At 56.5% G+C, this 13,753-nt stretch carries 11 protein-coding genes and 1 tRNA gene; 2 read left to right on the forward strand and 10 right to left on the reverse strand.

The features are described 5' to 3' along the window. Genes ACN0WX_RS10795 through ACN0WX_RS10825 form a run of 7 tightly spaced genes read right to left on the reverse strand, consistent with a single transcriptional unit; the run spans window position 1 to window position 7,239 of the window. Entirely contained in the window at window positions 1-777 is a 777-nt protein-coding gene (locus tag ACN0WX_RS10795; RefSeq protein WP_417622316.1) for a TatD family hydrolase, read from the reverse strand. 1 nt (window position 778) lies between these two features. Further along, the gene (gene metG, locus ACN0WX_RS10800) at window positions 779-2,332 is read right to left on the reverse strand and encodes a methionine--tRNA ligase (RefSeq protein ID WP_417622317.1); all 1,554 of its coding nucleotides are present in this window, start codon (window positions 2,330-2,332) and stop codon (window positions 779-781) included. 48 nt (window positions 2,333-2,380) lie between these two features. After that, complete coding sequence (locus tag ACN0WX_RS10805) at window positions 2,381-3,397, reverse strand: DNA polymerase III subunit delta' (RefSeq protein ID WP_417622318.1); 1,017 nt, start codon at window positions 3,395-3,397, stop codon at window positions 2,381-2,383. Further along, entirely contained in the window at window positions 3,394-4,023 is a 630-nt protein-coding gene (gene tmk, locus ACN0WX_RS10810) for a dTMP kinase (RefSeq protein ID WP_417622319.1), read from the reverse strand. The genes ACN0WX_RS10805 and tmk overlap by 4 nt, the downstream gene beginning before the upstream one ends. Next, a complete protein-coding gene (locus tag ACN0WX_RS10815) occupies window positions 4,020-5,162 on the reverse strand; it encodes a D-alanyl-D-alanine carboxypeptidase family protein (protein ID WP_417622320.1) in 1,143 nt (380 codons plus the stop codon). Before ACN0WX_RS10815 ends, tmk begins: the two co-directional genes overlap by 4 nt. A gap of 39 nt (window positions 5,163-5,201) precedes the next feature. Continuing rightward, complete coding sequence (locus ACN0WX_RS10820) at window positions 5,202-6,224, reverse strand: septal ring lytic transglycosylase RlpA family protein (protein WP_417622321.1); 1,023 nt, start codon at window positions 6,222-6,224, stop codon at window positions 5,202-5,204. Beyond that, on the reverse strand, window positions 6,208-7,239 hold the full coding sequence (locus tag ACN0WX_RS10825) for a lytic murein transglycosylase (RefSeq protein WP_417622448.1): 1,032 nt from the start codon (window positions 7,237-7,239) through the stop codon (window positions 6,208-6,210). The genes ACN0WX_RS10820 and ACN0WX_RS10825 overlap by 17 nt, the downstream gene beginning before the upstream one ends. 209 nt (window positions 7,240-7,448) lie before the next feature. Between ACN0WX_RS10825 and ACN0WX_RS10830 the strand changes: the two genes are divergently transcribed. Beyond that, window positions 7,449-7,538 (forward strand) — tRNA-Ser (locus tag ACN0WX_RS10830). 240 nt (window positions 7,539-7,778) lie between these two features. On the opposite strand, the gene ACN0WX_RS10835 is transcribed toward ACN0WX_RS10830, so the two are convergent. Further along, on the reverse strand, window positions 7,779-8,654 hold the full coding sequence (locus ACN0WX_RS10835) for a LysR family transcriptional regulator (protein WP_417622322.1): 876 nt from the start codon (window positions 8,652-8,654) through the stop codon (window positions 7,779-7,781). A 104-nt stretch (window positions 8,655-8,758) separates the two neighbouring features. On the opposite strand from ACN0WX_RS10835, the gene ACN0WX_RS10840 reads away from it, so the two are divergent. Then, window positions 8,759-10,258 carry a CoA-acylating methylmalonate-semialdehyde dehydrogenase gene (locus tag ACN0WX_RS10840; protein ID WP_417622323.1) on the forward strand — a complete coding sequence of 500 codons (1,500 nt, stop codon included), beginning with the start codon at window positions 8,759-8,761 and terminating at the stop codon, window positions 10,256-10,258. A 171-nt stretch (window positions 10,259-10,429) separates the two neighbouring features. On the opposite strand, the gene ACN0WX_RS10845 is transcribed toward ACN0WX_RS10840, so the two are convergent. Then, window positions 10,430-11,587, reverse strand: coding sequence for an acyl-CoA dehydrogenase family protein (locus ACN0WX_RS10845; protein WP_417622324.1), 1,158 nt, complete (start codon window positions 11,585-11,587; stop codon window positions 10,430-10,432). 5 nt (window positions 11,588-11,592) lie between these two features. Beyond that, window positions 11,593-13,743, reverse strand: coding sequence for a 3-hydroxyacyl-CoA dehydrogenase NAD-binding domain-containing protein (locus ACN0WX_RS10850; RefSeq protein ID WP_417622325.1), 2,151 nt, complete (start codon window positions 13,741-13,743; stop codon window positions 11,593-11,595). Window positions 13,744-13,753: the final 10 nt, after the last annotated feature.

Genomic DNA, 13,753 nt, shown 5'->3' on the forward strand with positions numbered 1-13,753 from the left:
TCAGGGCCGCGCCTTGGTGAACAGCCGGTAGAAATTCCTGCTGGTTGTTTCGCACAGGGTCTCATGGTCCTCGCCCCTGAGATCAGCGAGAAAGCGCGCCGTATCCGCAACAAAGGCGGGCTCGCCGGTCTTGCCGCGGTGCGGGACAGGGGCCAGAAAGGGTGCGTCAGTCTCGACCAGCAGCCGGTCGGCGGGCAGCTTGGCCGCGGTCTCCTGCAAATCCCTGGCATTTTTAAAGGTTACGATGCCGGAAATCGAAATATATAGCCCCAGCGCCAGCGCCTTCTGGGCGAAATCTTCGCTCGCCGTGAAACAGTGGATCACACCGCTATAGGCGCCCTGCTCCATTTCCTCGGCCATGATCGCCGCCGTGTCGTCTTCGGCATCGCGGGTGTGGACGATGATCGGCAGGCCGGTTTCCCGCGCGGCATGGATGTGCGTCCGGAAGCTCTGCTTCTGCCGCTCGCGATCGCTGTGATCATAATAATAGTCGAGCCCGGTTTCGCCAATCGCGACAACCCGGGGATGTTTTGCCTCTTTCACCAGCTTGGCGAGATCAATGTCGGGATGGGCGTCTGCTTCGTGCGGATGGATACCGATGCTCGCCCAGACATCCTTTTCCCGTACGGCCGTTGCGACAATATCGCGCCATTCCCTCTCGCGGGTCGAGATATTGAGCATTGCGGTCACCCCGCTCTGCCGTGCGCGCTCCAGGGCAGCGCCCTGCTCTTCGATCAGGCCCTTATAGTTGAGGTGGCAATGGCTATCGACCAGCATATCAGGCGCTGGCCTCCGCTTCCGGCATCTCCAGACGCGGGAAAATGCCTTTGGGCTGCGGCAGTTCCAGGCCGGTTTCAATGGCGGTGCCGAGATGCGCAAAATCGCGCGCATCCGCTGGCTGGGCAAGCAGGTCGAGCATCTTGTCACAGCTTTCCGGGATCACCCAGCGCAGCATGATCGCCAGCTGCCGGATCGCTTCGGCCGTATAATAGAGAACCGTATCGGCTCGCGCCGGATCGGTCTTGCGGAGTGCCCATGGCGCCTGATCGGCAAAATAGCTGTTGGTCGCGCTCAACCGCTCCCGGATTGTGTCGAGTGCGTTGTCGATCTTGAACAATCCGCCCGTCATCGCCGCCTTGACTTCAGCAAAACACTCGTGGAGCTGCGCTAGCAATTGCCGCTCGGCCTCGGTTGCTTCACCGGGAGTTGGCACCTTGCCGTCACAATTCTTGGCGATCATCGACAGGCTGCGCTGGGCCAGATTGCCGAAATTATTGGCGAGATCGGCATTGGTCTTGGTGACAATCGCCTCGGCCGAATAGGTGCCGTCCTTGCCGAATACCACGTCGGCAAGCAGAAAATAGCGCAGCTGGTCGACACCGAATATGTCTGCCAGTGCCATAGGATCGACGACATTGCCGACCGATTTCGACATTTTCTCGCCGCGGTTGAGCAGAAAACCGTGACCGAATACCTGTTTCGGCAGCGGCAGACCGGCGCTCATCAGGAAGGCTGGCCAGTAGACCGCGTGGAAACGCACAATATCCTTGCCGATCAGATGCAGGTCTGCCGGCCAGTATCTGGCGAACATGCCCTCGGTATCGGGATAGCCGACGCCGGTCATATAGGTCGTCAAGGCGTCAACCCAGACATACATGACATGGCCCGGCGACCCGGGTACGGGAACGCCCCAGTCAAAACTGGTCCGCGATACGCTGAGATCCTTCAGGCCGCCTTCGACAAAGCGCATGACTTCATTGCGGCGGCTTTCGGGCTGGATGAATTCGGGATGCTCTTCATAGAGCTTGAGCAACTTGTCCTGATATTCCGACAATTTGAAAAACCAGGTCTCCTCTGCGGTCCATTCCACCGGCGTGCCCTGGGGCGAGAGTTTGACACCCCCCTCCCCGGCTTCCAGCTCGTCTTCACCGTAAAAGGCCTCGTCGCGCACCGAATACCAGCCTTCGTAGCGGTCGAGATAGAGATCGCCATTGGCGTCCATGGCTTTCCACAAGGCCTTGCTGGCGTCATGGTGCGCTGGTTCGCTGGTCCGCCTGAAACCATCATGTTTAATATTCAATATGTCGCACATATCTCTGAAATAAGACGACATTTCATCAGCAAGTTTAATGGTTTCGACGCCGGCATCGCGCGCCGTCTGGACCATTTTGAGGCCATGTTCGTCGGTGCCGGTAATCAACCGGACATCGCGGCCGCTTAGCCGGTGAAAGCGCGCAATGGCATCGGCAGCGATCGCCTCATAGGCGTGACCGATATGAGGACGACCATTTGGATAGCTGATCGCTGTGGTAATATAAAAGGGTTTGGACATGGCCATCTCTCTTGATGGATTGGCGGCGCTTGTAAACAGCCAAAATCTCTATTTTGTTCGTGCGGACGGGGCGAGGTCCCCCATCAGGCTGCCGAGCCGGAAAATGACCGCCTGATTATCGAGTGTTTTCGGCAGCGCCATGGCGGCCAGATCACTCGCTTCCCGCCATTTTTCGATCATTTGCAAAGATTTGGGCTCATCAGCTGCCTTGATTCGTTCCGCGATCAGACTGGGCGCTCGTTCCAGAAAGGCGCGATAGCGCGGGGTTGCCGCCTTTAGCGACAGCTTTCGGGCCAGCTCGGCTTTCAAGCTATTGTCCCGATCGCCCGACTTGATAATTTTGCGTGCAATATCTTCAAGTTCGGCGAGGCCGGCTCCGATATATTGCAGGGCGCGGCCCGGCGATCCCTCTCCGGCGATGACAAGAGCGTCCACATCAGCTTCGCTCAGCTTTGGTTCCGCAGCCTTCAGCAAGGCGCGCATATCATCATCGGGCAAGGGATCGAACCGAAGCATCTGGCAGCGCGAACGGATGGTTGGCAAAAGCCGTTCGGGCATATGGCTGACGAGAAAGAAAATCGTATTTTTCGGCGGCTCCTCAAGGTTTTTCAATATTGCGTTGGCCCCTGCCCGCTCCAGATCATCGGCCGCATCGATAATGACGACGCGGTATTCGGAGATCGAAGCCTGGTTCTGGAACAAGGGTTGCAGGTCACGAATCTGATCAACCTTGATATTACGCGCCAGTTCATGTTCGTCGAGCATATCCAGGCCATTGTCGCGCGCTTTTTTCTGTTCCTTGTCACCTTTTGGACCGCGGCGGAGCAAGCGGAAATCTGGGTGGGATCCGGCTGCGAGAAGATGTCCGGCCTCGTCATCCTGATTTTCGCAGAAAGTTTCCGGTCGATTGCGCGAATTGAGCAGAAAATGAGCGGCTTGCTGCGCGAATCCCGCTTTCCCTAACCCCTTGTCACCCGCCAATATCCAGGCATGGTGGAGCTTGTCTTTGGCGAAGGACTGGCAGAATATCTGCTGTGGTTTTTCATGGCCGAGAAATGGCGTCATGACATCATGTCACTCAGATTTTGGACAAGAAATTCGGTGATTGCTTCAGCGCTTTTCGCAGCGTCGACCAACCGGATACGTTGTGGTTCTGCTAATGCAAATTGTCGAAAATTTGCCATAACCGCTTGATGATAAGTACTATTTCTTCCACCAATTCGGTCACTATTTCCGCGATCTCTGGCGGCGGCTCTCTGCGCCGCAACGGTTTCGGGCAGATCCAGCACAAAGGTCCGGTCCGGCATAAGATTGACGCTTCCGACACGGTGCAATGCCATGATTTCATCGTCAGAAAGCAGGCCGTCGACGCTCTGATAGGCCCGACTGCTGTCGATGAAGCGATCGCAGATCACCCAATCCCCGCGTTGGAGAGCGGGTCGGATTAACTTGGCGCAATGTTCCGCGCGCGCGGCCGCAAACAACAAAGCTTCGGTGCGCATATTCCATTTTTCTTCGGCGCCGCTGAGCAGTAGTTCGCGGATGACTTCGGCTCCCGGTGTTCCACCGGGTTCCCGTGTCAGACGGACCGTATAGCCTTTTGTCTCGAGGGTCAGAGCAAGGGCTTTGGCCTGAGTGGACTTTCCGGTCCCCTCCCCGCCTTCCAGAGTGATGAAGCGTCCCTGACTCACGCCATTCCGAGCAAGGATTTCAGCCCCGCCCAAAGCCGGTCGAAAAACCCCGCTTCGCCAATATCTTCTCCCGCAACCAGCGGCACGGCCTGACGACCGGCATCTTCGGTTGTGACGATCAGGGTTGCGATGGGTTGTCCCTTGATAATCGGTGCCTTGATCGGGCCGTCATAGGTGACTTTCATCGAAATCTTGCCGTCGGATGCTTTCGGCAGGGTGGCATAGAGGTCTCTGGGCGCGACTAATGATACGGTGGAGCTGTCGCCCAGCTGGACTTCCGCATTTTGCACTTTGGTCCCTTTGTCGAAAAGCTTCTTGGGTTCCCATGCGTTGAAACCCCAGTTCATGAACTTGACCGATTCTTCCACGCGTCCGCTATAGCTATCCAGCCCGGCCAGCACCGATACCAGTCGCCGGCCCTTTTGTTCGGCCGAGCCGGTGAAGCCATAGCCGGCTTCTTCGGTATGGCCGGTTTTCAACCCGTCGGAACCGGCTACCTTGCCAATCAACGGATTCCGGTTCGTCTGTTTGATACCATTCCAGGCAAATTCGTCCTGGCCATAGAAATCATCATATAATTCTGGAAAATTGCTCACCGTCGCCGAACCCAGTTTGGCGAGATCGCGGGCCGTGACCATGGTCCGGCCTTCGTCGGGCCAGCCATTGCTGTTGCCAAAGCGACTCTTCGACATGCCCAATTCCTTGGCGCGCTTGTTCATCAGGCCAACGAACGCTTCTTCGGTTCCGGCAATGCCCTCGGCCAGCACGACACAGGCGTCGTTGCCCGACAAGGTAACGATACCGTGCAGCAAATCGCTCACGCTGACCTGATCACCCACGCCGAGGAACATGGTCGAGCCCTGATTGTTCCATTTCTTCCAAGTTGCCTCGTTGACCCGAAATTTGTCGTCGAGACTGAGCTTGCCCTTCTCGATCAGGTCAAATGCGACATAGACCGTCATCATTTTCGCCATTGAGGCGGGCGGGATTTGCTTGTCCGCATTTTTCTGGAACAGCACCGCGCCCGAGGACAAGTCTGTCATATAGGCAATGGGTGCATCGGTATCGAAGCGGGGAGCCGCAACGACGATCGACGAAAAGGCAACGAGAGGCAGTGAAGCTAGGAGATATTTGTTCATTTAGACCAAGGTTTCCGATCAATATTCAGCAGTGTAAATCTAATTGTCCGCGCGCAAGATTCGTGCTCCGCTATAGCCGCGCTGCTGAGCCTGTGCCAGCCCTGCTTGTGCATCTTTTTCGCTGGAATAGGGACCATAGCGAACCCGCCAGATGGACCCGGTCCCGTCCGTCATGACCTTCGCTCCGATTTTGCCCGCCAGTATCTCTGCCCTTGATTTGTCGCTGAATGCTGCCACCTGGACGACATAGGATCCTAACAAGGCGTCTAGCTTGTTGTCGCCAATGCTGTTCGGAGCGGCAACTGCCGGCTTGCCTCCCTCAATGATGAAACGGCCGTCGCGGGCACCGGTTGGTTTCGGTTTTGCCGCAGGCAGGCTGGCTGTGCCCGATGCCGCGGGCGAAGATATTGGCGCAGCGGCTTGCCGAACTGGCGCGGTTGGCCGGGGAAGCTTGGCGAGATTTCGCCGCAAGATGGCAAGCAGCGAATCCGGCGTAGCAATCCGTTCGGTTGCGGCACCACCCGCTCGGAGCACAGCGCGCTCCTGTTCATTGGGATTGACCTTGCGGACCCGTACTCCGGCGACCCCGCCCTGATCAATGCCCAGCTGTTTTGCTGCGCCATGGGACAGGTCGATCAAGCGATCATTGGAAAAGGGGCCGCGATCGTTGATCCGGACCAATATCGTGCGCCCGGTATCCAGAGCCGTCACCTCAACATAAGTTGGCAGGGGCAAAGTCTTGTGCGCAGCCGAAATGCCCTGTGGATTAAAGGCCTCGCCATTGGCGGTCGGGTTGCCGGACAGCTCGTCACCATACCAGCTGGCATAGCCCACTTCATCGTAGCTCTGCAGATCCATCGGCGTATATATATTGTCGCCCACTTTATAGGGATCACCGATTTTCTGTGGATAGTCGGAGACGGCCGCCGATCCTGCTGGTTGCCCCGCTCCGCTTGGTGGCGGCAAACCGTCGGGGAACTGACCAAAATCGCGCGAACCGCTGCACCCGGCCAGTGCCAGCGTCGCGGACGACAATATTCCAAGCTTAACTGCGTATTTCATCCGCTAATAACCCCACTGCTAGCCCGTAAAAATTCGAACAATTATAATCCAGTATGACGCGGTAATTGCCGGTTAGCAAATAGGCTGTGTTGCCCGGTCCATCTGGTTCGAGCAAGGTCGCCATGGTGTTTGAGTCGAGATTTTTTCCGGCAGCCGGTACAACACCAAGTGTGCGCCAGTCTTTCATGCTCTTCCATTGACTATGACGCCCGAACACACGCGGACAGCGGGTTGGTATGATCTTGCTTTCCACCGCCGATCGATCGAGCGCGGACGGGACGTTGACGGCAATGCCCCAGGGCTCGCCCCTGCGCCATCCTGAATTGACAAAATAATTGGCGATCGACGCAACAGCGTCATATTCGCTGTTCCAGATATCGGCATAGCCATCGCCACTGCCGTCCTTGGCCAGCCGCAAATAGACCGACGGCAGAAACTGCGGCTTGCCCATGGCCCCTGCCCAGCTGCCCTTGAGCGCGGACTGGGGAACACCCTTGTCGATCAGCTTAAGCACGGCAAGCAATTCCGGCTCGAAAAGCGAGCGCCGCCTGCCTTCATATGCCAGCGTTGCCAGCGAACGGGGAATGTCAAAATTACCGGTATAGGAGCCGTAATTGGTTTCCTTGCCGTAAATCGCCATGATGATTGGCCCGGGTACGCCGGTTTCGCGTTCAACATCAATCAGCTTTGCAATCAGGCGGCGGTAGGCGGCTTTTCCGTTCTCGATCCTTTCGGGCGTGATATGTCGTCGCTGATAGGGTGCGAAAGGCGGGATGGCGCTATTGGGGCTTCCGCCCGGCTGTGACTGATCCAGCTCAATGACACGCGGATTATAGGTCAGGGTCGGCAGAACCTGATCCAGCGTCTGTGCACGGACACCCTCTTGCAGGGCTTTCTGGCGCACCTGCTGCATATAGGATTCAAAACTGGTGCTGCCCTGTGCCCTGGCTTCTTGTATCGGTGTTGCGGCGCTGATGCTGAAAAGTGCAATAGCGCTGCAGGCGATAGCGGTCATGATACGCATGAATACTTCCCTTTCGTCCCGGTGTTGTCGCACAAAGCGAGTCTGAGGGGAATCCCTAAATAACCCGCAGAAGCAACCGCTCGCCCCAAAAGCCCCCATCCGGCAAATTATTGCGTTCGCGGCCCAACCATCGACAAAATGTTTTGCGCTTTCAAATCGGGGACGCTAGGACGCGTGCGACCCGGCCCTGTGGGCCATGCGGACAGGTGGCAGAGTGGTCGAATGCAGCGGTCTTGAAAACCGCCGAGGGTGCAAGCTCTCCGTGGGTTCGAATCCCACCCTGTCCGCCATTGGCTCGCTCCTTCTAGGCCAATGGATTTCTGTCCGCTGATGGCTTTGCTAAAAAATTAGACCTGGATAGTTGCGGAACAGAAAACGGTATTGAGCAACGGCCGTAGATTTATTTGTCGTCAAACAGATGCGTGGCTCCGTAATGAGGCGTGTCAGCGGCAGTGGCTGAGGTCACCCGCTGCTCTTGGTTATGTGTTCCAAGCGTCGGGTGCACTGGTGGCTTTGGCGGGGCTCGCTTGTTATTTGACCGGCATAACCGGAATTTGCTTCAGCCAGTCGATGACCGCTTTAATCCGCCCTACACTGCGCAAGTCACGATGAACGACAATCCAGAAGCTGCGCCGAATTGCTATCTCGTCCGGCAGAATATGGAGGATTGAAGGGTCATGCCGAGCCATAAAGTGAGGTAGAATCGCGAAGCCCAACCCTTCAACACACATGGAGCGCTGCATATTGATACTGGTGCTACATGTTTGTGGTACCAGAGCGGGATCAATTTCTGAGAGATAACGTAGCTCATCGGCATAAATGAAATCGGGGATATATCCGATGAGTGGAAATTTGTGGAGATCCTCCGGTTTTTCCGGTTTGCCCGCCGCGCCGACAAAGCTCCTGGCAGCGTAGAGACCGAGACCATAGTCACTCAGCTTTTGGGCAATCAGAGGACCGCGGCTCGGTCGGGCCAGCATGATCGCGATGTCGGCTTCCCGCTTTGATGGACTCAAAAAGCCGTTGGTCGTCACAATTTCAAGAGAAATTTCCGGGTGTAACTCTGAAAAGTCTCGAAGATTCGGGCTAAGCACCCAACGGGCAAAACCTTCGGACAGGCTTAATCTAACGGTGCCTGAAAAGCGGCTTTGCTCGCCCGTGAGAATGACATTGGCACTCATTATCGCACGTTCAGCATCCTCGGCATGGCGCATCAATTCTTCGCCTCTCGCAGTGAGGAGGTGACCATTGGCAGCAATTTCAAAAAGGCTGGAGCCCAGGCTGGTTTCCAAACGCATGATCCGCCGACCGACGGTGGTACTGTCAACACCAAGCTTCTTTCCTGCTGCGCTCAGCGTCTTTTGGCGAGCGACAGCTAAGAAATAGCGTAAATCATCCCAATTCATGCCGATCTCCTGCAATAATGCATGTTCGTTGTGCAAAACTTCCTATTATCCTGCAAAATAATATCTGCCAAATGAGAATGATAGAAGCAAGAGAGGATCACAATATGCGCCATATTCAACATGTAATCGTTGGCAAGCCAGGCACGGCCAGTCGCCAGAGCGACATTTTTGACCCCAATAATGGTGGTATACAGGGCAAAGTCGATCTCGGTGATGCAGCGGTTCTGGACAAGGCTGTTGATGCCGCACTGGCGGCGCAGCCGGCTTGGGCGGCAACCAATCCGCAGCGCAGGGCCCGGGTAATGTTCAAGTTCAAGGATCTGGTCGAAGCGCATATGGACGAGCTTGCCGAATTGTTGAGCCGCGAACATGGCAAGGTGATTGCGGATTCCAAGGGCGACATTCAGCGCGGGCTGGAAGTGATCGAATTTTGCTGCGGCATCCCGCACGTACTGAAAGGTGAATATACACAGGGTGCAGGTCCCGGCATCGATGTATACTCGATCCGGCAGCCGATTGGCATCGGCGCTGGCATTACGCCGTTTAACTTTCCTGCGATGATCCCGATGTGGATGTTCGGTCCGGCCATTGCGAGCGGCAATGCGTTCATTCTCAAGCCATCGGAGCGTGACCCATCCGTGCCCGTTCGGCTCACAGAACTGATGCTGGAAGCGGGATTGCCCCAAGGTATTTTGCAATGTGTTCACGGCGACAAGGAAATGGTCGATGCAATTCTCGATCATCCGGCCATTGGCGGGGTGAGCTTTGTCGGCTCTTCCGATATCGCGCATTATGTCTATAATCGCGGCGTAGCCGCTGGCAAGCGAGTGCAGGCCATGGGCGGTGCGAAAAACCACGGTATCGTGATGCCCGACGCCGACATGGACCAGGTCGTGAATGATCTGTCGGGCGCTGCTTTCGGTTCCGCTGGTGAACGCTGTATGGCGCTTCCCGTGGTGGTTCCGGTTGGCGAAGATACGGCGGACCGTCTGCGCGAGAAGATGACCCTTGCGATGAAAGCCTTGCGTGTCGGCATTTCGACCGACGAAGATGCGCATTACGGACCAGTGGTTAATCCCGCTCATAAACAGCGGGTCGAGAACTGGATTCAAACCGGCGTCGATGAAGGCGCGGAACTGGTTGTCGATGGTCGCGGCTTCTCCTTGAAAGGTCATGAAGAGGGCTGCTTTATCGGACCATCCCTGTTCGATCATGTTACGACCGATATGAAAAGCTACAAGGAAGAGATTTTTGGCCCCGTGCTCCAAATTGTCCGTGCCAGGAATTTTGAAGAAGCGTTGCGGCTGCCGAGTGAACATCAATATGGCAATGGCGTCGCGATCTTCACCCGCAACGGTCACGCCGCGCGCGAGTTTGCCAGTCGCGTCAATGTCGGCATGGTCGGCATCAACGTGCCGATCCCGGTCCCGGTTGCTTATCACAGCTTCGGCGGCTGGAAACGCTCGGCATTCGGCGACACCAACCAGCACGGCATGGAAGGCGTGAAATTCTGGACCAAGATCAAGACGATCACCCAGCGCTGGCCAGACGGCACTGCCGATGGTGGTAACAAGGATGCCTTCGTCATCCCGACCATGGGCTGATAGATTGCCGGCATGCTCGCTGGCCGGAACAGGGCGGTCCAATTTTGCTAGTTTGTCGACGGTTCGGACGCCCATTCAGGTTCGGACGAACCGCCCGTTGCCGAGGTAAAGCTCAAACGATTATTATGCACGGCTATTGTTGATGGCACGCAAAATGACAAAGGGTCCGCTTCAACCCAGCTTGCGGTCGTCCAGGCCCAGTCCGCGACCGATAATCTCCAGCATGATTTCGCTGGTACCGCCATAAATTCGGCTGATCCTGGCGTCGGTATACATCCGGCTGATCCGGTATTCCTCCATATATCCGGCTCCGCCATGGAACTGGACACACTGGTCCATCACACGCCCTTCCAGTTCGCTGGACAGCAATTTGGCAGCGGAGGCATCCTCGGTAGTCAGCCGCTTTTCATTCAGCAGCATGACGCACTGATCGACGAAGGTTTGGGCCATGTCGAGTTCCGCACGCATCTGTGCCATCTTGAAACGAGTATTTTGGAATGCCCCTATCGGCTTGCCGAAAGCACGCCGCTCCTTGACATAGTCCAGCGTCAGATCAAACGCGGTCTGTGCGGTACCCATGAAGCAGATTGCCGCAATCAACCGTTCCTGGGCAAGCATCTGGGCGAGATATTTGAACCCCTGCCCCGCCTCTCCCAGCAGATTGGCTTTCGGGACCTTGACGTCGTTGAAAAACAGTTCCGCCGTATCCTGGCTCTTCAGTCCCATTTTCTCGAGCTTGCGGCCGCGTTCAAATCCTTCCATCCCGCGCTCAACCAGGAACAGGCTGATCCCGTGCGGTCGATCCGGATCGGTCCGTGCGGCGACCACGACGAGATCACTCAAAATACCGTTGGAGATATAGGTTTTTGTTCCGTTGAGCAGCCAGTGATCGCCCTTGTCCACCGCTTTTGATTTCATCCCGGCAAGATCGCTGCCGGTCGATGGCTCGGTCATCGCAACGGCCAAAATTGTTTCGCCGGAGACTATGCCCGGCATGAACCGGTCCTTTTGCTCGTCATTGCCCAGTTCGTGGATATAGGGGGCGACAAGATCGCTGTGCAGGTGAATGTAGAATCCCAGATCGCCGTTGCGCATATTCTCTTCGATGATGATCTGATCGAAGCGGAGATCATCAATGCCCGCACCGCCATATTTCTCGTCGGCAAATACACACAGAAAGCCCTGCTCCCCCGCTTTCAGGAAAGTTTCGCGATCAATGATGCCCGCCTTGCGCCAGCGGTCCGCATGAGGTGCCACTTCCGCCAGCATGAATTTGCGTACACTGTCGCGAAACTGTTCATGTTCTGGCTCAAATATTGTCCGCTGCATGGAGTTCACCCTCTCGCTTTGGAGGGATAAAATGGCTCGCCCCGGTCCGCTTTGGCCCGCAGCCATGCGGATGGAGCGAAGCGCGAACCATAGGCCTGAGCCAATCGGTCCGATTCGCGGACAAATTCTCTGATCCCGACCGTATCGATGAAACTTAGCGTGCCGCCGGTCCAGACTGGAAATCCCCAGCCCAGAAGAGAGCCGAGATCGGCGTCTTCGACTGTTTCAAGCACGCCCTCTTCCAGACATTGCGCTGTTTCATTGGCCTGGGCATAGAGAAAGCGCTTCTTGAGTTCGTCCTGATCGGGCTGCTCCTCCGCCGACGGAAATTCTTTCGTCAATCCGTCCCAGATATGCTTGCCGCCTTCGGCCGGATAGTCGTAAAATCCCCCACCCGCCTTGCGGCTTCCCCGGCCGAGTTCGATCATCCGCGACAGCACCTTCATGCCATTTTCGATCGTATAGGTATTGCCTTCCTGACCTTCGCCTTCGGCGATGATCTTGACCGGCAGTTCCATGGTGACTTCGTCAAGCAAGGCCAGCGGGCCGATCGGGAAGCCGGCCGCCTTGGCGGCATTTTCAATCCGGGCAGGTTCGACGCCATCTTCCAGCATCGCCACACCTTCGAAGATGAACATGCGGAAGACACGACTCGTATAAAATCCTCGCGCGTCATTGACCACGATCGGTGTTTTCCGAAGCTGGGCGATAAAATCGAGCGATTTGGCCAATGTTTCGGGCGACGTTTTCTTACCCATGATAATCTCGACGAGCCCCATACGGTCGACGGGTGAGAAGAAGTGCATGCCGATGAATTGATCGGGACGCGCAGACGCTTCCGCCAGTTCCGAAATGGGCAGGCTTGACGTATTGGTTGCGAAAGTGGCTGCAGCGGGAATGACTGCTTCGGCTTTTTTCGTTGTTTCGGCCTTGATGGCCATATCCTCGAACACCGCCTCGACGACCAGGTCGCAGCCCTCCAGCAGAGCGAAATCGTCGGTAGGAGTGATCCGGGCGAGGATCGCGTCGGCTTTTTCTTGTGACATCTTGCCCTTCGCGACCAGCTTGCCGAAGCTCTTCTCGCTATAGGCCTTGCCCTTTTCGGCAGTGGCCGTGTCACGGTCAATCAGGACCACGTCGACGCCTGCTTTGGCGGAAACCAGAGCGATTCCCGCACCCATCATGCCAGCACCCAGAACACCCACTTTGGCTATCTTGTGTTTCGGCAGGCCAACCGGACGTCTTGCGCCTTTTTCCGCCGCCTGTTTGGAAATGAAGGTCGTGCGAATGATGTTGCGCGCGACAGGGTCGGTTAGCAACCGTGCAAAATATTTGCTTTCCACGGACAGCGCCTTGTCGAATGGCAGCTGCAAACCTTCGAAAATGCAGGAAAGAATCGCTGCCGGTGCAGGCAGATTATATCCCCACCTGCCTGCCAGGTTTGCAACCTCAAGGGTATAGCTGCCAGCAACCTCGGGAATTATCATGCCGCGCATCTCGGGTATGAAAAACCCTTGTTCGTCCCATATGCGCGTCGCGGACGGGCCGGACACAAGCCATTCACGCGCCTTGTCTACCACTTTGTCCGCCGGAGCCAATGCGTCGACAATGTTGAGATCCACCGCTTCTTGCGGGCCAACCGAACGGCCCGAAAGCAGCAGATCCAGCGCTTTCTTCGAACCGAGCATGCGCCCCAGCCTCTGGGTGCCGCCGGAACCGGGCAGCAAGCCGAGATTGACCTCGGGCAGGCCCACCACTGCCCGGGAGTCATCCGCAAGCACCCGATAGTGACAGGCCAATGCCAGCTCGAAGCCGCCGCCCAACGCCAAACCGTTCATTGCGCACGCCACCGGTTTGCCCATGGTTTCAAGGGCCCGGTGCATCAAGCTGGCCTTCTGACTGAAATCATACGCTTCACGCGGAGTCAGTGTCTCGTATCCGTCGACCATCATCTTCAAATCCGCACCGGCCATGAAGGCAGGCTTGCCCGACGTGACAATCACGCCGGCAACCGAATCGTCATCGCGCAGATTAGCGATGGCAATATTCATTTCTTCCAGCCAATCGTCCGAAACGACGTTCATGCTCTCATCGGCATTGTCGAGTGTAAGAATGGCGATGCCGTCGGCACCCTTTTCCAGTGTAATATGTCGCATAGTTTCGCTC

Source organism: Parasphingorhabdus sp., from assembly GCF_048269915.1.
Classification (GTDB): domain Bacteria; phylum Pseudomonadota; class Alphaproteobacteria; order Sphingomonadales; family Sphingomonadaceae; genus Parasphingorhabdus.

Excerpts from the sequence above, each read along its gene's own strand:
- ACN0WX_RS10795 (WP_417622316.1), bottom strand. The coding sequence starts at position 777 with ATGCTGGTCGATAGCCATTGCCACCTCAACTATAAGGGCCTGATCGAA.
- metG (WP_417622317.1), bottom strand. The coding sequence starts at position 2,332 with ATGTCCAAACCCTTTTATATTACCACAGCGATCAGCTATCCAAATGGT.
- ACN0WX_RS10805 (WP_417622318.1), bottom strand. The coding sequence starts at position 3,397 with ATGACGCCATTTCTCGGCCATGAAAAACCACAGCAGATATTCTGCCAG.
- ACN0WX_RS10815 (WP_417622320.1), bottom strand. The coding sequence starts at position 5,162 with ATGAACAAATATCTCCTAGCTTCACTGCCTCTCGTTGCCTTTTCGTCG.
- ACN0WX_RS10820 (WP_417622321.1), bottom strand. The coding sequence starts at position 6,224 with ATGAAATACGCAGTTAAGCTTGGAATATTGTCGTCCGCGACGCTGGCA.
- ACN0WX_RS10825 (WP_417622448.1), bottom strand. The coding sequence starts at position 7,239 with ATGACCGCTATCGCCTGCAGCGCTATTGCACTTTTCAGCATCAGCGCC.
- ACN0WX_RS10835 (WP_417622322.1), bottom strand. The coding sequence starts at position 8,654 with ATGAATTGGGATGATTTACGCTATTTCTTAGCTGTCGCTCGCCAAAAG.
- ACN0WX_RS10840 (WP_417622323.1), top strand. The coding sequence starts at position 8,759 with ATGCGCCATATTCAACATGTAATCGTTGGCAAGCCAGGCACGGCCAGT.
- ACN0WX_RS10845 (WP_417622324.1), bottom strand. The coding sequence starts at position 11,587 with ATGCAGCGGACAATATTTGAGCCAGAACATGAACAGTTTCGCGACAGT.
- ACN0WX_RS10850 (WP_417622325.1), bottom strand. The coding sequence starts at position 13,743 with ATGCGACATATTACACTGGAAAAGGGTGCCGACGGCATCGCCATTCTT.